This window comes from Streptomyces griseoviridis (assembly GCF_005222485.1).
Lineage (GTDB): Bacteria > Actinomycetota > Actinomycetes > Streptomycetales > Streptomycetaceae > Streptomyces > Streptomyces hintoniae.
Window position 1 is genome coordinate 4,027,060 of record NZ_CP029078.1, and the last position, 19,172, is coordinate 4,046,231.

16 protein-coding genes are annotated in these 19,172 nt (G+C 74.4%); 11 read left to right on the forward strand and 5 right to left on the reverse strand.

All coding sequences use genetic code 11. From position 1 onward, the window contains the following. The first annotated feature begins 18 nt into the window (after positions 1-18). Complete coding sequence (locus DDJ31_RS16950) at positions 19-879, forward strand: DUF3592 domain-containing protein (RefSeq protein WP_127179450.1); 861 nt, start codon at positions 19-21, stop codon at positions 877-879. Between the two features lie 34 nt (positions 880-913). Here the strand turns inward: DDJ31_RS16950 and DDJ31_RS16955 are convergent, their stop codons facing one another. The 4 genes from DDJ31_RS16955 to DDJ31_RS16970 form a co-directional block, all read right to left on the reverse strand. Further along, positions 914-1,612 carry a pyridoxine/pyridoxamine 5'-phosphate oxidase gene (locus tag DDJ31_RS16955; protein ID WP_127179449.1) on the reverse strand — a complete coding sequence of 233 codons (699 nt, stop codon included), beginning with the start codon at positions 1,610-1,612 and terminating at the stop codon, positions 914-916. 284 nt (positions 1,613-1,896) lie between these two features. After that, complete coding sequence (locus DDJ31_RS16960; RefSeq protein ID WP_240678182.1) at positions 1,897-2,670, reverse strand: GNAT family N-acetyltransferase; 774 nt, start codon at positions 2,668-2,670, stop codon at positions 1,897-1,899. A 237-nt stretch (positions 2,671-2,907) separates the two neighbouring features. Further along, on the reverse strand, positions 2,908-3,321 hold the full coding sequence (locus DDJ31_RS16965) for a Zn-ribbon domain-containing OB-fold protein (RefSeq protein ID WP_171480837.1): 414 nt from the start codon (positions 3,319-3,321) through the stop codon (positions 2,908-2,910). Continuing rightward, the gene (locus DDJ31_RS16970; RefSeq protein WP_127179448.1) at positions 3,318-3,770 is read right to left on the reverse strand and encodes a DoxX family protein; all 453 of its coding nucleotides are present in this window, start codon (positions 3,768-3,770) and stop codon (positions 3,318-3,320) included. The genes DDJ31_RS16965 and DDJ31_RS16970 overlap by 4 nt, the downstream gene beginning before the upstream one ends. Before the next feature lie 246 nt (positions 3,771-4,016). Here DDJ31_RS16970 and DDJ31_RS16975 point away from each other — a divergent pair, with 246 nt between their 5' ends. From DDJ31_RS16975 to DDJ31_RS17020, 10 genes are all read left to right on the forward strand, one after another. Further along, positions 4,017-5,228, forward strand: coding sequence for a flavin-containing monooxygenase (locus DDJ31_RS16975; protein ID WP_127179447.1), 1,212 nt, complete (start codon positions 4,017-4,019; stop codon positions 5,226-5,228). A 496-nt stretch (positions 5,229-5,724) separates the two neighbouring features. Beyond that, positions 5,725-7,950: an acetate--CoA ligase family protein gene (locus tag DDJ31_RS16980; protein WP_127179446.1), complete on the forward strand. Its 2,226-nt coding sequence runs from the start codon at positions 5,725-5,727 to the stop codon at positions 7,948-7,950. Beyond that, the gene (locus tag DDJ31_RS16985) at positions 7,947-8,828 is read left to right on the forward strand and encodes an enoyl-CoA hydratase/isomerase family protein (RefSeq protein ID WP_127179445.1); all 882 of its coding nucleotides are present in this window, start codon (positions 7,947-7,949) and stop codon (positions 8,826-8,828) included. The genes DDJ31_RS16980 and DDJ31_RS16985 overlap by 4 nt, the downstream gene beginning before the upstream one ends. A gap of 92 nt (positions 8,829-8,920) precedes the next feature. Further along, positions 8,921-9,508: a flavin reductase family protein gene (locus DDJ31_RS16990; RefSeq protein ID WP_127179444.1), complete on the forward strand. Its 588-nt coding sequence runs from the start codon at positions 8,921-8,923 to the stop codon at positions 9,506-9,508. Positions 9,509-9,781: 273 nt separating this feature from the next. After that, complete coding sequence (locus DDJ31_RS16995; RefSeq protein WP_127179443.1) at positions 9,782-11,353, forward strand: ABC transporter substrate-binding protein; 1,572 nt, start codon at positions 9,782-9,784, stop codon at positions 11,351-11,353. Between the two features lie 2 nt (positions 11,354-11,355). Next, entirely contained in the window at positions 11,356-12,309 is a 954-nt protein-coding gene (locus tag DDJ31_RS17000; protein WP_127179442.1) for an ABC transporter permease, read from the forward strand. Beyond that, entirely contained in the window at positions 12,309-13,211 is a 903-nt protein-coding gene (locus DDJ31_RS17005) for an ABC transporter permease (RefSeq protein ID WP_127179441.1), read from the forward strand. The genes DDJ31_RS17000 and DDJ31_RS17005 overlap by 1 nt, the downstream gene beginning before the upstream one ends. Continuing rightward, positions 13,211-15,154 (forward strand): dipeptide ABC transporter ATP-binding protein, encoded by a 1,944-nt coding sequence (locus DDJ31_RS17010; RefSeq protein WP_127179440.1) that lies wholly within the window; start codon positions 13,211-13,213, stop codon positions 15,152-15,154. Before DDJ31_RS17005 ends, DDJ31_RS17010 begins: the two co-directional genes overlap by 1 nt. Beyond that, on the forward strand, positions 15,151-17,157 hold the full coding sequence (locus DDJ31_RS17015; RefSeq protein WP_127179439.1) for a CocE/NonD family hydrolase: 2,007 nt from the start codon (positions 15,151-15,153) through the stop codon (positions 17,155-17,157). Before DDJ31_RS17010 ends, DDJ31_RS17015 begins: the two co-directional genes overlap by 4 nt. Further along, entirely contained in the window at positions 17,154-17,837 is a 684-nt protein-coding gene (locus DDJ31_RS17020) for a TetR/AcrR family transcriptional regulator (RefSeq protein WP_240678181.1), read from the forward strand. Before DDJ31_RS17015 ends, DDJ31_RS17020 begins: the two co-directional genes overlap by 4 nt. Before the next feature lie 14 nt (positions 17,838-17,851). Here the strand turns inward: DDJ31_RS17020 and DDJ31_RS17025 are convergent, their stop codons facing one another. Then, positions 17,852-19,171, reverse strand: coding sequence for an MFS transporter (locus DDJ31_RS17025; protein WP_127179438.1), 1,320 nt, complete (start codon positions 19,169-19,171; stop codon positions 17,852-17,854). Between the last annotated feature and the right edge of the window lies 1 nt (position 19,172).

The window sequence follows — 19,172 nt, forward strand, 5'->3', positions numbered from 1 at the left end:
CACGGCGGGAGAGGGCACATGGACCGGTACGGGTATCTGGCGCTGTGGTGCGCGGTGTTCGGCGTGGCGGCGCTCGTCGGGTACGGGAGGTCGCTGACCGGGACCAGCGGGGCGCAGCGCGCGGTGCGGGTCATGGGCCGGATCGAGCGGGTGCGCGAGCCCCGGCACGGGGGGTCGCCAGGCGACGGGATACCGGTCGTCGTCTCCTTCCACGACCCGTCCAGCGGGCGGGAGTTCACCGTGACGAACGACGGTGACCACGGCGACACGGTCACCGCTGCCTGGGTGGGCCGGGAGATCGGCGTCCGCTACCCGCCGGGCCGCCCGCACGCCTTCCGCTTCACCGACGACCCGGACGAGAACCGGCGCGGGCTCGCCCGGCCGAACCTCGCGGTCCTCCTCGCCTACGTCGGCGTGGTCGTCGTCGTGTCGGTCGACCGGGGCCGGCCCTGGGCGCTGCTCGGCGCCGGGGTGCCGTGGACCGTCCTGATCCTCTGCCACCTGCCGGGGAACATCCGTGGGACGCGGCGCGGGCTGGCGCGGCCGGCCGCGATGGCGGCCGTCCCCGGCCGGGTCGTCGCCGTGCTGAAGCGGGCCGGCACCGACGGCGACGGCAACACCTTCACCACCCTGGTGCCGGTCGTCGCCTTCACCACGCGCGAGGACACGGCCGTCCTCGCCTGCTGCCCCACCGGGCTGCCCGACCCCGGGGACGCGCGGGGCCGGGACGTCACGGTCCACTACGCGCCCGACGACCCGGCCGTCCTCACCATGGATCCGGCCGCCCAACTCCGAGCCGCAAGGCTGGACTTCGTCCTCAACGCGGTGGCCCTGGCCATCGGGACCTGCCTGGTGGTCGCGGGGGCGCTGGCGCTGTGACGGGCGCGACGGCGGCCCCGGTGTCCCGTCCCGGTCACGGCCACAGCAGCACCCGTCGCCAGCCGCCGGTGCCGGCACCGCCGTCGTCGGCGCCTTCGCCTGTGTCCTCGTAGCGGAGCCGGACGTGGCGGCGGTCCGGGTCGCCCTGGAAGAACTCGACCTCGGTGGGGCGCAGCCGGTACAGGGTCCAGGTGGGCGACGGGGTGCCCGGCTCGGCCCTGGCCCGCTCCCACGCCTCCCGCGAGCGTCTCTCCAACTCGCTGAGGGAGGCGAGGGGTTCGCTCTGCCGACCGGTGAGGGCCGCCGCGAGCGCGCCCGTCGTCCTGGCGTGCAGATCGGCCTGGCCCTCCTCGGACGGCGCCGCGACGACGGGCCCGCGCACCCGCACCTGGCGGCCGAGTACCGGCCAGTACAGGACGAGGGCCGCGTGCGGCTGGGCGGCCAGTTGACGGCCCTTGCGGCTGGTGGCGTGGGTGGCGAAGGCCCAGCCGTCGGCGTCCGCGCCGTGCAGCATCACGATCCGGGCGTCGGGGCGGCCGTCGGCGTCGGTCGTGGCGAGCGACATGGTGTGCGGCTCGGGCTGCCCGGCCGCGACCGCGTCCGCGAACCAGCGGGTGAAGAGGGCGAGCGGGGTCGCGGGGGCCACCGCCGGGTCGAAGGGGCGCAGCTCGGTGGCGTCGGGGGCCCAGACGCGCACGGATCTCAGCAGGGTGTGGAGGTCGGTTTCCGGCATGCGCCCGAGTATCACTCGGGGCCTGGCGGAAACCGCGCCATCAGCACGCCGTGCGGCACGCGTCCACGAACCGGCAGGCCGACGGCGGGCCCGAGCGCCGGCTCGGCGGGCGGGCCCGGTGAGCTTCGCCCGCGCGCACCCGGCGTGACCGGTCGGACGCGGCCCACATCGCCGTCCGCGGGGAGGGTGGTGGGGTGCGGCGGGGCGAACGGTGACGTTCCCGTGGGCGGCGCCGGGCGCGCACGGCGCGTTCGTCGGCGTCGATGGGGCGCGCGCCGGTGGTGTCACGCCCCCTGGGCGGGCCCGCCGTCCCCGCCGCCGTCCCCGTCCCCTCCCCCGTCCTCGACGTACGGCTTCAGCTCGGGCTCCGGGTCCTGGGCGGTCCGCCCGTGCAGGTGCATGTCCCGGAACCGGTCGACCCGGCCCGCCTCGAACATCGCGCCGCGCAGTGTCCCCTCGTACGGGTACCCGCACCGCTCGGCGACCCGGCAGGACGCCTCGTGCCCGATGGCGTGCCCCAACTCAAGTCGCTGAAGCCCCAGTTCGGTCAGCGCCCAGCGGGAGACGATGGCCAGGGCGCGGCTGGCGACCCCGCGTCCGCGCGCCTCGGGCAGCACCCAGTACCCGATCCGGCCGGTCCGCATGACGGGGTTGATCGCCTCGACCGATATGTGTCCGAGGGTCGCGCCGGTGGCCGCGTCCGTCACGCAGTACGTGGCCGCGGTGCGCTCGGCGGCGGCCAGCGCCTTCTCGGCGAGCGACGCGCGGGCGTCGACGAGGTCGTTCATCTCCTTGAGCGGGGTGTTCCAGCGCTGGAACTCCGGATCGGTCCTGCCGCGCAGCCACGCCTCGACGTCGGCCTCGTCGGCGTGGTCCCAGTGGCGCAGGCGCAGTCCGTGCCCGTGCAGGACGGGGAAGGGCGAGGACGGCACACTCAGCGCGCGGGGCGGGGACTGCCGGGACTGCGGGGACAGCGGAGACCGCTGGGGCTGCTGGGGCTGCGGGGGCTGCGGGGGCTGCGGGGGCTGCGAGAAGGAGTGCTGTTCCATGGAGGCCATCAGCCCATTCAAGCCGTTGCCGGACATTCCCGCCCCCGGATTGCCGCCCGGACCACCCGCCGCCCCTGGTCACCGGCGGCCGGGATCGGGCACCCGCTGCACCGGGGCCGCCCCCGCCCTCCCGGGTCCGGTCGCCCGCCCTTCCGGGCCCGGTCGCCCGCCCTGCCGGGGCCGCCCCCCGCTCCTCCGGGCCCGGTCGCCGCAGACCTCACCCGCCCCTCCCTCTCACCCCCTTGCTCACCCGTCTCCCGCCCGCATCACGAACACCGGCACCCCCTCCCGGAACGTCACCCGCAGTTCCGCCCCCGCCCGCAGGTCGCCGTCCGCCGCTCCCACGACCTCGGTCATCATCCGCGGCCCCTCGGCCAGGTCGACCACCGCGGCGACGTACGGGGTGCGCCCCTTGAAGGGCGGCAGGTCGTTGCGGTGGACGACGGACCAGGTGTAGAGGGTCGCGAGGCCGCTCGCCCGCTCCCAGCCCACGTCCTCGCTCCAGCAGTGCGGGCAGAACTCGCGCGGGTAGTGGTGGGCCAGCCCGCACGCCCCGCAGCGGCGCAGCAGCAGGCGCCCCTCGGCCGCCGCCTCCCAGTAGGCCAGGGTGAAGGCGTCGGGCTCCGGCCGGTCGTGGCCCGGGGCGTCGGGCGCCGTCACCGGAACAGTCCGAGCGCGCTGTCCACGGACCAGGTCTGCCAGGCCATCGCGAAGAGGGCGACCGCCGAGGCGAGCGCCATCATCGCGTTCTGCCCCTGCTCGGCCCAGTCGTGGATCATGAGGGTGAAGTAGAGGACGTTCAGGAGCAGCCCGCCGGCCAGGGCGACCGGGGTCAGGAACCCGGCCACGAGGCCGAGGCCCAGGGCGAGTTCGGCGTAGACGACGACGTACGCCATCGCGCGCGGCCGGGGTGCGACGACGGTCTCGAAGCCGGTGCGGACGGCGCTCCAGCGGTGCTTGGACGCCACGTCGGCGGCCCAGGCGATGCCGGTGCCGCGCTCGAACCAGCCGCGCTTGTCCTTGTGCCGCCAGCTCTCCAGCCACCACAGGCCGAGGCCGATGCGGAGTATCGCGAGCCACTCGGCCCCGTCGAGCCAGATCGCATCCATAAATCTGACGGTACGTCAGATGCGCTGGATTGCCGAGAGGGAAGTCGCCGTCACCGAAAATCCCGCACCCCCCGCCCGGCCAAGGGGCAGGCGCGAATACGCCCTTGGGGCCGCGGGCGCGGACGGTTCGCCGTAGGCGCGCCACCCCCGGCGCGCACATCCCCCTCCCCCAGGCGTGATCAATCCGCAACCAATTCCGGTCTTGACCGAGACCCATCAACCCGGTGCGTGATTACGCTCGCGCTCATGGCCGACTCCTCACCGTGCGCACCGACCGCCGGACCGAAGCACGCAGACCGTCCCGTATACGTCATCGGCGGCGGCCCCGGCGGACTCTCCGCGGCGTACGCGCTGCGTGCCAGGGGCGTGCGGGCCGTGGTCCTGGAGCGGACCGACGCGGTCGGCGCGTCCTGGCGCGGCCACTACGACCGGTTGCGGCTGCACACCACACGGCGGCTCTCGGCGCTGCCCGGACTGCCGATACCCCGGCGGTTCGGGCGCTGGGTGGCCCGGGACAACGTGGTGCGGTACCTGGAGAAGTACGCGGAACACCACGAGTTGGAGATCGTCACCGGGGTGGAGGTCTCCCGGGTGGAGCGCGCGCCCGACGGCGCGGGCTGGCTGCTGCGGGCCACCGGCGGGCGGGAGCTGACCGGCTCCGCGGTCGTGGTCGCCACCGGCTTCAACCACACCCCGCGCCTGCCCGACTGGCCCGGACTCGACGGCTACACGGGCGAGTTCACGCACGCCGGGCAGTACCGGAACGCGCGGCCGTACGCGGGCCGTGACGTCCTCGTCGTCGGCGTCGGCAACACCGGCGCCGAGATCGCCGTCGACCTCGTGGAGGGCGGGGCCGCCCGGGTCAGGCTCGCGGTCCGCACCACCCCGCACATCGTGCGCCGCTCCACCCTGGGCTGGCCCGCCCAGTACACCAGCGTGCTGATCAGGCGGCTGCCGGTGCGGCTGGTCGACCGGCTGGCGAAGCCGGTGAGCCGGATCAGCGTCCCCGACCTCACCGCGCGGGGCCTGCCCCGCCCGGACACCGGCCTCTACAGCCGGGTCAAGGAGGGCGCGGTGCCCGTCCTCGACGTCGGCCTCGTGGACGCCGTCCGCACCGGGTCCGTCGAGGTGGTGGCCGCCGTCGACGGCTTCGAGGACGGCAAGGTGCGGCTCGCCGACGGCACCCTGCTCTCGCCGGACGCGGTGATCGCGGCCACCGGGTACACGCGGGGCCTCGAAGGGCTCGTCGGCCATCTCGACGTCCTCGACGGGCGCGGCAGGCCGGTCGCCCACGGGGCGCGCACGGCGGCCCGCGCGCCGGGGTTGCACTTCACCGGGTTCACCAACCCGATCAGCGGCATGCTGCGGGAACTGGCCCGCGACGCGGAGAAGATAGCGAAGGCGGTCGCCCGGGATCGGCGCCGGGCCGCCCGCCGCGAGGACGCGTCCGCGAAGTAGCGCCGCCGGTCGTCGGGCGACGACCTGGGCGGACGCCGGACGGGCGTCCGCGGGACGGTTGACGTGCACGTGTCGTGTGCGGGCTTCTTTCGTTGGTGCGGGTGCGGTCCGGGTTGGTCCGGCCGATCTGACCTGTACGGACACCGGGGCACGGCCCCGGACGGAGGAGCAGCGCGATGGGCATGACCACGTGGAGCGCGGGCGGCGCGGAAGCGGGCGGCGGTGCTCGGCGCGGTGGCCGGGGTGACACTGCTCCCGGCCGGGGCCGCGCACGCGAACGTCATCAGGGTCGGCCGTGCCACACCGTCCTGTCCCTCCAGAGGGTCACCGCCGAGCGGCCCACCGGTCCCGCCCGGTCCCGCCGGGCGGGGAGGCGGGGTGGCGCGGGCCCGGTCGGCCTGCTCAACTTTGCGTGCACAGCAGTTCCTGACGGCTTGTCAGTTCAGTAATCTGACAGAGCGTCAGGTAATGGCTGTCAACAGGAGCGGGCGGACCGATGCTTGGATCAACCCACGGCACCCTCACCACCGACTCCCGCCGGGCCCGGGTCATCGCCTGTGGCGAGCAACCCGGGCCCGCCGTCCACGGCAGGCCCGCCGACGTCGGCGATCTCGACGTCAGCGGCCGGCCCCTCTACGCCGACGTGCCCGACCTCGACCGGTTCTTCCGGCCGGAGTCGGTCGCCGTCGTCGGCGCGTCGGACGCCGAGGGGCGCCCGAACACCGGCATCACCCGGCAGTTGGTGGAGTGGGCGGGACGGGTCGGCGCCCGGCTGCACCCGGTGCACCCGACCCGGCCGTCCGTCTTCGGCATCCCGTGCCTGCCGTCCGTCGCCGATCTGCCCGAACAGGTCGACCTGGCGGTCCTGTTGGTGTCCGACCCGGTTCCGGTGATCGAGCGGCTCGCCGAGGCCAAGGTACGGTTCGCGGTCGTCTTCGCCTCCGGCTTCGCGGAGACCGGCGCCGACGGCCTCGCGGCCCAGGACCGGCTGACCGCCGCCGCCCGGCGCACCGGCATCAGGCTGCTGGGGCCCAACACCAACCTGAACGCCTTCGAGCGCTTCCGCGACGACCTCGAAGGACCGGCGATCGCGCTGATCACCCAGTCAGGGCACCAGGGCCGCCCGGTCTTCGCCCTCCAGGAACTCGGTGTCCGCCTCTCGCACTGGGCGCCCACCGGCAACGAGGCCGACCTGGAGAGCGCCGACTTCCTCTCCTACTTCGCCGAGCGGCCCGAGGTGGGCGCCGTCGCCTGCTACCTGGAGGGCCTCAAGGACGGCCGGTCGTTCCTGCTCGCCGCCGACCGGGCGGCCAGGCGCGGGGTCCCGGTGGTCGCCGTCAAGGTCGGCCGCACCGAGACCGGCGCCCGCACCGCCGCCTCCCACACCGGCAAACTGACCGGCGCCGACACCGTGGTGGACGCGGCCATGCGGCAGTTCGGCGTGATCCGGGTGGACGCACTCGACGAACTCCAGGACACGGCAGCCCTGTTGGCGCGGGCCAGGCCGCCGCGCGCCGACGGCGTCGTCGTCTACTCCATATCCGGCGGCACCGGCGCCCACTTCGCCGACCTCGCCACCGAGGCGGGCCTCACCCTGCCCGCCCTCTCCGCCGCCAAGCAGGCGGAACTGCACCAGTGGATACCCGGCTACCTGAACGTCGCCAACCCGGTCGACAACGGCGGCCACCCGGTCGGCGACCACCGCGGCCGGAAGATCATCGACGCGATCCTCGACGACCCGTCGGTCGGCGTGCTGATCTGCCCGGTCACCGGGCCCTTCCCGCCGCTCAGCGACCGTCTGGTGCGGGACCTGGTGGACGCGGCCGAGCGGACCGACAAGCTGGTGTGCGTGGTGTGGGGCTCCCCGGTCGGCACCGAACCTGCCTACCGCGAGGTCCTGTTGGGCTCCTCCCGGGTGGCGACCTTCCGCACGGTCGGCAACTGCATCACCGCCGTCCGCGCCTACCTCGCCCACCACCGCTTCACGGCCGGCTACCGCTCGCCCTTCGACGAGGCCCCGCGCACCCCCTCGCCCTCCTTCCGCAAGGCCCGCGCCCTGATGCGCCCCGGGCAGCAGCTGAGCGAGCACGCGGCCAAGCAACTGCTGCGCGCGTACGGCATCCGGGTGCCCCGCGAGCAGTTGGTGACCAGCGCGGCGGCGGCCGTCCGGGCGGCCGGTCTGGTCGGCTACCCGGTGGTGATGAAGGCGTCCGGCGCGCGGATCGCCCACAAGACCGAGCTGGGCCTGGTCAGGATCGGCCTCACCTCCGCGAGCCAGGTCCGCGACGCCTACCGGGAGTTGACGGACACCGCCCGCTTCGAGGGCGTCGTGCTCGACGGCGTGCTGGTCTGCCAGATGGTCGAGCGGGGCGTCGAGATGGTCGTCGGGGTCACCCACGACGAGCTGTTCGGGCCGACGGTGACGGTCGGGCTCGGCGGTGTCCTGGTCGAGGTGTTGCGGGACGTCGCGGTGCGGGTACCGCCGTTCGGCGAGGACGAGGCCAGGAACCTCCTCGGCGATCTGCGCGGACGGGCGCTGCTCGACGGCGTCAGGGGCCGCCCGCCCGCCGACGTCGAGGCCCTCGTGGAGGTGGTCCTGCGGGTGCAGCGGATGGCCCTCGAACTCGGCTCGGACCTGGCCGAGTTGGACATCAACCCGCTGGTGGTGCTGGAGCGCGGGCAGGGCGCGGTGGCGCTGGACGCGCTGGCGGTGTGCCGATGAGGATCCCGGTCCGCCATCAGGTGAGCGACCAGGTCGCGACCGTCGTCCTGGACCGCCCCGAGGCCCTCAACGCGCTCACCCCCGGCGCCCGGGACCGCCTGATCGAGCTGTTCACCGACTTCTCGGCCGACCCCGAGGTCAGAGCGGTGGTCCTGACGGGCACCGGACGGGGCTTCTGCGCGGGCGCGGACCTGCGCGGCGGGACGGGGGCGGGGACACCTGGGACGCCTGGGACACCTGGGACGCCTGGGACACCTGGGACGCCTGGGACGCCTGGGACGCCTGGCACACCTGATACCCCGCCCCCCGAGCGCGTCGTCGGGGACGTCTCGCGGGTGCTCAGGCGTGGTGCGCAGCGGCTGATCGGTGCCGTTCTGGACTGCGAGAAGCCGGTGATCGCGGCCGTGAACGGCACGGCGGCGGGCCTCGGCGCGCATCTGGCGTTCGCGTGCGATCTCGTGCTGGCCGCCGAATCGGCCCGGTTCATCGAGGTGTTCGTCCGCCGGGGCCTGGTCCCGGACGCGGGCGGCGCCTATCTGCTGCCGCGGCTGATCGGTCCGCGGCGCGCGAAGGAGCTGATGTTCTTCGGCGACGCGCTGAGCGCGGCGGACGCGGAGCGCCTCGGCCTGGTCAACCGGGTCGTCGCGGACGACGAGTTGGCGGCGACGGCCGGACAGTGGGCGGCCCGGCTGGCGAGCGGTCCGACCCGCGCCCTGGCCCTGACCAAGCAGTTGGTCGACTCCTCCCTGGAGTCGGACCGCGCGGCGGCGTTCGCGGCGGAGGCGGCGGCGCAGGAGCTGAACATGGCGACGCGGGACGCCCAGGAGGGCATCCGGTGCTTCGTGACCCGTGAGACCCCTCGGTTCAGGGGCCGTTGACCCCGCGCGGCCCTAAAGCCGCCGACCGGTCCCGAAGTACCGGGTCCGCCCGCCTTCCCATCTGACGTACCGTCAGTTTCAATGAAGGTGTGATGGGACAAGCGGGAACGGCCGAAGCGGCAGTGCGCTATCTCAGGTCGGCCCCCGGGGCGGCCCGCCGGGCGACCGGTCTGCGCTGCGTCCGGCAGGACGAGCGGGCCCCGGTCGACCGCACGGAGTTCCGCCGCGTCCTCGGCCATTTCGCGTCAGGGGTCACGGTGATCACGGCGCCGCCTGCGGGCCAGGACCCCGGTCCCGCGGGCTTCGCCTGCCAGTCCTTCACGTCGCTCTCCCTCGACCCGCCGCTGATCGCGTTCATGGTGGGCCGCACCTCGGCGACCTGGCCCCGGATCGCCCGCGCCGGCGTCTTCTGCGTCAACGTCCTCGCGGCGGACCAGGGCCCGCTGTGCCGGGCGTTCGCGGCGAGCGGCACGGACAAGTTCCTGGGCGTCGCCCACACCCCGGCCCCGCGCTCCGGGTCACCGCTGCTCACGGGCGTCCTCGCCTGGATCGACTGCACGGTCCACGCGGTGCACACCGGCGGCGACCACCTGATCGTGGTGGGCCGGGTGGACGCGCTGGGCGCCGAGGGGGAGACGGCGGAGCCGCTGCTGTTCCACCGGGGACAGTTCCTGAGCTGACCTCCGCGCCCCACCCTCCACGCCGGGCCAGGCCGGGCCACGCCCCGCCCTCCGCACCCCACCCCCACACCGGGCCACGCCCCACCCGTCCCGCCAGACACACCCGCCCCACCAGACCCCGGGTAACGAGTGCGTTACCCCGGTTAATTTCCCGCGCCCAGGTCTTGGCTGGAAACCGCCCTCCTCTTATCGTTCACGCACTGCACTCAATCGTTCCGTTGAACGAATACGGACCGGTCCGTGCGAACGACAAGCGAGAAGGACGGTCGGTCCATGCCCGACATCCACCACCCGGGACGGCGGTCGGTCCTCGCCGCGGGCGCCGCCGTCGGCGCGTCCTGGCTGCTGTCCGGCTGTACGGGGGCCTCGGCCGCCCCCGTCCTGCCGACCACCGCGCTCCGGGGCGCCCCCGACCGCGGCGGCGTCCTGCGCGTCGCCAGGCCGCCCGCCTCCGAGGCCGAGACCCTGGACCCGGCCAGTTCCCTGTCCGCGTACGAGTACCTGGGCGCCCTCTACAACCGGCTGGTCCGGGTCGGCCCGGACGGCGAACTGGCCCCCGACCTGGCGGAGAGCTGGGAGCCGGACGCGCGGGCCCGCACCTGGACCTTCCGGCTGCGCGCGGGCGTCACCTTCCACGACGGGCGGCCCTTCACCTCCGCCGACGCCGCCTACACCCTGCGCCACATCCTCGACAAGGCCACCGGCTCCCCGCAGGCCGGCGTCCTCGCCCCGCTCCTCGACCCGGCCGCGCTGCGCACCCCGGACGCCCACACCCTCGTCGTCCCGCTCAAGAGCCCGAACGCCGAGTTCCCGAGCCTGCTCACGCACTACAACTGCTACGTCGTCCCGGACGGCAGCGCCCGCTCCATCGGCCGCACCGGCATCGGCACGGGACCCTTCAAGCTGGAGTCCTTCGCCCCCGCGGGCCCCGGCCGGGTCACCGCGCACGCCGACCACTTCGCGGGCCGCCCGGTCCTCGACGCCATCGACTTCTACTCGGTCGCCGACATGTCCGCCCGGTCGAACGCCCTGCTCGCCGGGCAGGTCCACCTCCTCTCGCAGACCAACCTGGACTTCGCGACCGCCCGCGTGGTCGCCGCCTCCGACCGGGCCACCGTCGCCCGCGTCAAGGACGCCCAGTGGTACGTGCTGCCGATGCTCACCACCGAGAAGCCCTTCACCGACGTACGGGTGCGGCAGGCGATGAAGCTCGCCTACGACCCCGAGCACGTCGTGAAGGTCGCCCTCCAGGGCGCGGGCACCGCGGGCTGGGACAACCCGGTGCCGCCGTCCGACCCCGCGCACCTGGCCGGGCACCCCGAGCACGACCCGGAGAAGGCCAGGTACCTGCTCAGGCGGGCCGGGCACGAGGGGCTCGCCGTCGACCTGTACACCTCGTCCTACGATCCGCTGTTCACGCCGATGGCACTCGCCTACCAGGACTCGGCCAGGCGGGCCGGCATCCGGGTCAGGGTCAGGACCGCGGCGGCCGACTCGTACTACACGCAGATCTGGATGAAGAAGCCGCTGATGGCCACCTACTGGTTCACCGGCAGACCCGTCGACCAGCTCTTCACGCAGATCTTCCGCGGCGGCTCCTCCTACAACGAGACCGCCTGGAGGGACCAGGACTTCGACGCCGTCCTCGACCGCGCCCGCGCCGAGACCGACGACCGCAGACGCGCCGAACTGTACGGCGAGGCACAGACGTTGGTGATCGAGCGGGGCGGCGCGATGACCCCGATGTTCGCCGACCGGCTGGTCGGGATCTCCCGCCGGGTGCGCGGATACGCCGAGCACGGCTTCGAGTTCGACTACCTCGGCATCGGCCTGAAGGGAGCCTGACCGTGCTCACGTTCCTCGCCCGGCGCCTCGCCGCCGCCGTCGGCACGCTCCTGCTGTCGTCCGTGCTCGTCTTCCTCGCCGTCCAGGCCCTGCCAGGCGACGTCGCCACCCAGATCCTCGGCAAGGACGCCACCCCGGACGCGGTCGCCGCCCTGCGCTCCACCCTGGGGCTCGACCAGCCCGCCTGGGAGCGGTACCTGCACTGGATCGGCGGCGCGCTGCACGGCGACTTCGGGACCTCGCTGGTCTCGGGTGACGCCGTCGGCGGCGACGTCGCGGCCCATCTCGGCAACTCGGCGCTGATCGCCGGCGTCACCGTGCTGTTCGCGGTGACCGGTTCGATCGTGCTCGGCGTGCTGGCCGGCCTCTACCGCGACCGCTGGCCCGACCACCTCGTCTCGACGGTCAGCCTGGTCGGCATGAGCGTCCCCGAGTTCGTGGTCGCCACCGTCCTGGTGCTCTGCTTCTCCGTCGCCCTGCCGTGGTTCCCCGCGGTCGTCCTGTACGGTCCCGACGCGAGCGCCGGCCAACTCCTGCCCGCCGTCTGGCTCCCCGCGCTCGCGCTGGCGATCGTGATGGCCGCGTACATCGTCCGGATGACCCGCACCTCGGTCATCGACGTGATGGCGAGCGAGTACGTCACCACCGCCCGGCTCAAGGGCCTGCCGACCTGGCGGGTCGTCACCCGGCACGCCCTGCCGAGCGCCCTGCTGCCCACCCTGCACGTGATCGCGCTCAACGTGGCGTGGCTGGTCGGCGGGGTCGCCGTCGTCGAGAACGTCTTCAACTACCCGGGCGTCGGCAAGCTGATGCTCTCCTCCGTGCAGAACCGCGACCTGCCCGTCATCCAGGCCATCGCCCTGATCAGCGCGGTCGTCTACGTCGTCTGCAACCTCGCCGCCGACCTCGGCGCCCTGGCCCTCAACCCCAAGCTCCGTACGCGCGGGAGGACTTGATGACCACGCCAGAACCGGCCGCCACCGCGACCGCCGCCGTCTCCGCCCCGCCGCCGGGCCGCGCGGTCCGCGCCTGGCGCACGGCCCGCTCCTCCCGCACCGCCCTCATCGGCCTCGCGATCATCGCCGTCCATGTCCTGATCGCGCTGCTCGCGCCGCTCCTCACCTCCTGGGACCCGATCGCCAACGACTCCGCGCGGGCGCTGCTCGGGCCGAGCTGGTCCCACTGGGCGGGCACCGACCAGTACGGGCGCGACGTCCTCGCCCGGGTCCTGTACGGCGGCCGGTACGCCCTCGGGGTCTCGGTGGCGGCGACCGCGGTGACCGTCGTCCTCGGCACCGTCGTCGGCTGCGCGGCGGCGCTGCGCGGCGGCTGGTTCGACGACGTCCTCGGCCGGGTCCTCGACGCGGTGCTGTCCGTGCCCTCGATCCTCGCGCTGCTCGTCATCGTCACCGCGCTGGGCACCGGACCGCTGGTCATCGTCCTCGCCATCGCCGTCGTCTACGTGCCCCAGGTGGTGCGGGTGGTGCGCGGCGCCGCCCTCGCCGTCGTCCCGCACGACTACGTGACGGCCGCCCGCGCCCGCGGCGAGAGCACCTGGACGGTGCTGCGCCGCGAGGTGCTGCCCAACATCACCGACGTGGTGTGCGTGGAGTTCGCGATGCGGGCCTCCTGGGTGGTGCTGCTGATCTCCTCACTGTCCTTCCTCGGCTTCGGCGCCGACCCGCCCACCCCCGACTGGGGGCTGATGGTGGCCGAGAACCGCACCGCGATCACCGTCGTCCCGATGGCGAGCCTCGCGCCGATCGTCGCCCTGGCCACCCTCGTGGTCGGACTCAACCTCGCCGCCGACGGCCTCTCCAAGGCGTGGGGCGTCGACCGGATCAGGGAGGGCCTGTGATGGCCGCACCGTCCGCATCACCCACGACACCCGCACCGGCCGCCTCACCCGACCCGCTCGTCGTCGTCGACGCGCTCTCGGTGGCGTACCGCTCCGGCGGGCGGGACGTGCCCGTCGTGCACGAGGTGTCCCTGCGGGTCGCCGCCGGGCAGACCCTCGCCCTCGTCGGGGAGTCCGGCAGCGGCAAGTCGACCGTCGCCGCCACCCTGCTCGGCCATCTGCGGCACGGATCGCGGATCACCGGCGGCGCCGTGCGGGTCGCGGGCGCCGACGTCTTCGCCCTGCCCGCACGGGAGTTGCGCGCGCTGCGGTCCCGCACGGTCGCCATGGTCGGGCAGAACGCCGGGCACGCGCTGACCCCGACCCTGCGCGTCGGCCGGCAGATCGCCGAGGCCGGCGGGGACGTCCCGGTCGTCGAACTGCTCGACCAGGTACGGCTGCCGCGCCCCGCCGAACTCGCCCGCCGCTACCCGCACGAACTCTCCGGCGGCCAGCAGCAGCGCGTCGCCATCGCCATGGCCGTCGCCGCCCGCCCCCGGGTCCTGGTCCTCGACGAGCCGACGACCGGACTCGACGTCGTCACCCAGCGCGGCGTCCTCGACCTGATCGGCGCCCTGCGCGACGAACTCGGCCTGGCCGCGGTGCTGGTGAGCCACGACCTCGGGGTCGTCGCGCACATGGCCGACGAGGTCACCGTGCTGCGCCTCGGCCGGGTGGTCGAGTCGGCGCCCACCCGCAGTCTCTTCGCCGCGCCCCAGGAGCCGTACACCAGGCGCCTGTTGGCGAGCGTGCCACGGCTCGACGACGCCGGTCTGGTGCTCGTCGGGGAGGGCGGTGAGCGCGAGATCCGGCCCAAGCCGGTCGTCGCGGCGGACGCCCCGGTCGCCGTGCGGGCCCGGGACGTCACCGTCGACTACGGCAGGAGCCGGGCCGTGCACGGCGTCTCCTTCGACGTCAGGCGGGGCGAAGTCGTCGCGCTGGTGGGCGAGTCGGGCAGCGGCAAGTCGACGCTCGCCTGGGCGCTCGCCGGGCTGCGGGCCACCTCGGGCGGCACCCTCGCGCACGAGTCGGGCGACCTCACGGGACCCGCGAGGCGACGGCCGCTCGCGCTGCGCCGCCGGATCCAGCTCGTCTTCCAGAACGCCGACACCTCCCTCAACCCGCGTCGCTCGGTGGGCGACGCGATCCGCCACCCGCTGCGGTTCTTCGGCACCGTGACCGACCGCGCCGAGGCCGCCGAGCGGGCCCGCGCGCTCATCGCCGACGTCCGTCTCGACCCGGACCTCGCCGACCGGCTGCCCGCGCAGCTCTCCGGCGGCCAGCGCCAGCGCATCGGCATCGCGCGGGCGCTGGCCGGCGGGCCCGATGTGCTGATCGCCGACGAGATCACCACCGCCCTCGACGTGTCGGTGCAGGCGGAGGTGTTGCGGCTGCTCGACGACCTGCGCAGGGAACGCGATCTCGCCTGCCTGTTCATCAGCCACGACCTGGCCGTCGTGCGGGGCATCGCCGACCGGGTCGTGGTGCTGCGGCACGGCGTCGTCGTGGAGGAGGGCCCCACCGAGCGGGTCTTCGCCGACCCCGGGCACCCCTACACCCGGCAGCTGATGGCCGCGGCCCTGGAACCGGACCCGACGGCGGAGCCGTTCGTGTCGGAGGCGCCCGACTGGACGGACGCCGCGGGACCCGACGGCCTCTGGACCGACCACGGCGAAGGCCACCGGGTCCGCCGCTGGCGGGAGGCCGCCACCACCGCAGGGGCGGCACGACCCACAGATCCCACAGGTCCCAGAGAACCCAGAGATCCCGCAGATCCCGCAGATCACGCAGATCCCGCAGATCACACAGGTCCCGCAGAGCACAGAGAGCACGCAGCACCCGCCGGACCCACCGGACTGACCGGACCCACCGACCCCGCCGACCCCGCCGAAGGAGCGTCGTGAAGTACCGCGAGCGGTTCGACCGCCGAGTGATCCGCGAGGACGTCTGGATCCCCACCCGGGACGGCCGCACCCGGCTGCACGCCCGTGTCTGGCGGCCGGCCGACGCCGAGGCCGACCCGGTGCCCGCGCTCCTCGAATACCTGCCGTACCGCAAGAGCGACTGGACCGCGCCCCGCGACGCCCAGCGCCACCCCTGGTACGCGGGCCACGGCTACGCCTCCGTGCGCGTCGACATCCGCGGCCACGGCGACAGCGAGGGCGTGCCGGGCGACGAGTACGACGCGCAGGAGCTGCGGGACGGCGTGGACGTCGTCAACTGGCTCGCGCGGCAGCCCTGGTGCACCGGCAGGGTCGGCATGTTCGGGATCTCCTGGGGCGGCTTCAACTCCCTCCAGATCGCGGCCCTCGCGCCCGAGCCGCTCAAGGCGATCGTCACCGTCTGCTCCACCGACGACCGCTACGACAACGACGTCCACTACACGGGCGGGGCGGTCCTCGGCATCGACATGCTCGCCTGGGCGGGCACCATGCTGGCGTTCGCGGCCCGGCCGCCCGACCCGGCGAGCGTCGGCGCCGAGCGGTGGCTGCCGATGTGGAAGGAGCGCCTCGACTCCCTCGAACCCTTCCTGCACACCTGGCTCGACCACCAGCAGCGGGACGCGTACTGGCGGCACGGCAGCGTCTGCGAGGACTACGGCGCGATCAAGGCGGCCGTCCTCGCGGTGGGCGGCTGGTTCGACCCGTACCGCGACACCGTGCTGCGCCTCGCCGAACACCTCCCCGCCGACCGGGTGCGCGGACTGATCGGCCCCTGGTCCCACCAGTACCCCGACCGCGGCCTTCCCCCGGGACCCGCCATCGGCTTCCTCCAGGAGACCCTCCGCTGGTGGGACCACTGGCTCAAGGACACCGACACCGGCGTCATGGCCGAACCCCTGCTGCGCTCCTGGATCAACGACCCGGTGCCGCCCGCCACCTCCTACGACGTCATGCCGGGCCGCTGGGTGGGCGACGACGCCTGGCCCTCGCCGCGCGTCGGGTGGAGCGAACGCCCGCTGGGCACCGGCGCGCAGCCCGTCACCGTCCGCTCGCCGCAGCACACCGGGGTCGACGCCGGGCGGTTCTTCCCGTTCGGCAACGCCTCCGACCTGCCGCCCGACCAGCGCGAGGAGGACGGCCGTTCGGTGTGCTTCGACTCGGCGCCGCTGGACGCCCGCGTCGAGATCCTCGGCCGCCCCCGTGTGCGGCTGCGCCTGGACAGCGCCACCCCGCGCGCCCACGTCGTCGCCCGGCTCTGCGACGTGGCGCCCGACGGCTCCTCCACCCTCGTCACCCGGGGCGTCCTCAACCTGCTGAGCAGGCACGGGCGCGACCGGGCCGTGGAGTGGACGCCCGGCGAGTGGGAGGACGTCGAATTCGACCTCACCGGCATCGGCTACGCCTTCCCGCCCGGACACCGCGTCCGGGTCGCGGTGAGCGACGCGTACTGGCCGTGGGTGTGGCCGCACGGCGAGCGCGGCGCCCTGCGCGTGCGGCCCGCCGACAGCGCGCTGCTGCTGCCGGTGCGGGAGCCGGGCGCGGAGCCCGCGATCCGCTTCGAGGAGCCCGAGCAGGCACCGCCGCTGGCCGTGACGTACGACGCGCCCGCCGAGCCGCGGCCCGAACGCCTGGTGACCCGGGACGTCGCCACCGGCGAGTGGGTCCTCGATGTCGACCCCAACTACGGCGGCTCGCGCACCTATCCGGACGGGCTGCGGTACGAGGAGAGCGCCCGGGAGACCTACCGGATCCGCTCCGACGATCCGCTCTCCGCGTCCGCGGTGTCCGAGTGGACGATCCGGCTGCGGCGCGGGGAGGATGGGGACGCCGAGGTCAGGACGCGGACCCAGCTGCGGGCCACGGCGACCGAGTTCATCATGGACAGCCGCCTCGAAGCGCGGGCGAACGGAGAGACAGTGGCCGAGCGCACCTGGCACCGCACCACCCCGAGGACGTCGGGATGACGGCCGCCGAGCGCCCGCCGTCCGCGGCACCGGCCGGGTCGGGGCGCGCGCCGCGGCGCGCGGTCACCGCCGCCGCACGCACCCGGCAGCCCACCGAGGTGCGGCGCAGGCTGATCGTGGAGGCCGCCGTCCCGCTGATCGGCGAGCGCGGCTACGCGTCCGTGGGGGTGCGGGACGTGGCGGCCGCCGCCGGGGTGTCGGTCGGGACGGTCACCTACCACTTCGGCAGCGTCCAGGAGATCCTGTCCGAGGCGATGGTCCTGCACATCGAGCGCTACTACACGGCGCTCAGCGAGGCCGCCGACCGGGCGACGAGCGGCGCCGAGGCGCTGCGGCTGCTCGTCGACGCGCTGTTCACCGAGGACACCGACCGGCACTGGCGGATGTGGTTCGACTACTGGAACGCGGGCGAGCAGGGCACCGACGAGGCGTTCGCGCGCGGTCAGGCGCACCGCTACGAGGCGTGGCACGGGCAGATCCGCGCGCTGGCCGAGCGGGCGGCGGCCGACGGCCGGCGGGCCGCCGTCGACCTGGACGGCTTCACCATCAGGTTCGCGGCCCTCGCGGACGGCCTGGCCCTGCAACGTCTGCGCCAGGCGCCCCCGCTGACCATGGAGGCGGCCCGCCGCCACCTCAACCACCTGATCGAGACGGAGCTGGGCCCGGCGCCCTCCGCCTGACAGCGGCGCCGCTGTCAGGCGAGGACCGGCCCGGTCGCCGGGCGGCGCCTGATCACCAGCGCCATCAGGGCGGCGGCGGCGCAGAGCGCGCCCGACGCGTACCAGACCATGTCGTAGCTGCCGAAGGCGTCCCTGGCCACGCCGCCGAGGAAGGCGACCAGGGCCGCGCCGACCTGGTGGGAGGCGAGGACCCAGCCGAAGACGATCGCGCTGTCGTCGCCGTACTGCTCGCGGCAGAGGGCGACGGTCGGGGGGACGGTGGCGACCCAGTCGAGGCCGTAGAAGACGATGAAGAACAGCATCGGCGGGTGCACGCTCGGCGCCAGCAGCATCGGCAGGAACAGCAGCGAGATCCCGCGCAGGGCGTAGTAGACGGCGAGCAGCCTGCGCGGCTCGAAGCGGTCGGTGAACCAGCCGGAGGCGATGGTGCCGACGACGTCGAAGACGCCGATCACGGCGAGCAGCGAGGCGGCGGCCGTGACGGGCATGCCGTGGTCGTGGGCCGCGGGCACGAAGTGGGTCTGGACCAGGCCGTTGGTGGAGGCGCCGCAGATCGCGAAGGTGCCGGCGAGCAGCCAGAAGGTGCCGGTGCGGGCGGCGGCGAACAGGACGGTGACGGCGCGGCGGGCGGCGCCCCGCGCGGGCTCGGGCCTGGGCACGAACGCGGTGGCGCCGTAGGGCTTGTGGCCGAGGTCGGCGGGGTGGTCACGCAGCAGCAGCCAGACGAACGGTACGACGGCGAGCGCGGCGAGGGCGACGGTCACGGCCGCCGGGCGCCAGTCGTGGGTCTCGACGATCCACGACAGCAGCGGCAAGAAGATCAGCTGTCCGGAGGCGGAGGCGGCGGTGAGGATGCCGGTGACCAGGCCGCGCCGGGTGGTGAACCAGCGGTCGGTGACGGTCGCGGCGAACGCGAGGGCCATCGAGCCGGAGCCGAGGCCGACCAACAGGCCCCAGCTGAGCATGAGTTGCCAGGCCGAGGTCATCCAGACGGTGGACCCGGCGCCGACGGCTATCACGGTCAGCGCGACGGCGACCACCTTGCGGATGCCGAAGCGGTCCATCAGGGCCGCCGCGAACGGCGCGGTGAGCCCGTAGAGGGCGAGGTTGACGGAGACGGCCGCCCCGATAGTGCCGCGCGACCAGCCGAACTCCTGGTGCAGGGGGTCGATGAGCAGTCCCGGCAGGGATCTGAAGGCGGCGGCGCCGACGATCGTCACGAAGGTCACGGCCGCGACGAACCAGGCGCGGTGGATGCGGGGCGCCCGTGCGGCGGGTCCTGGGCGGCGCCTCGCGTGGTCGGTCACGGCGGCGGAGTCTTCGGTCTGCGTCACG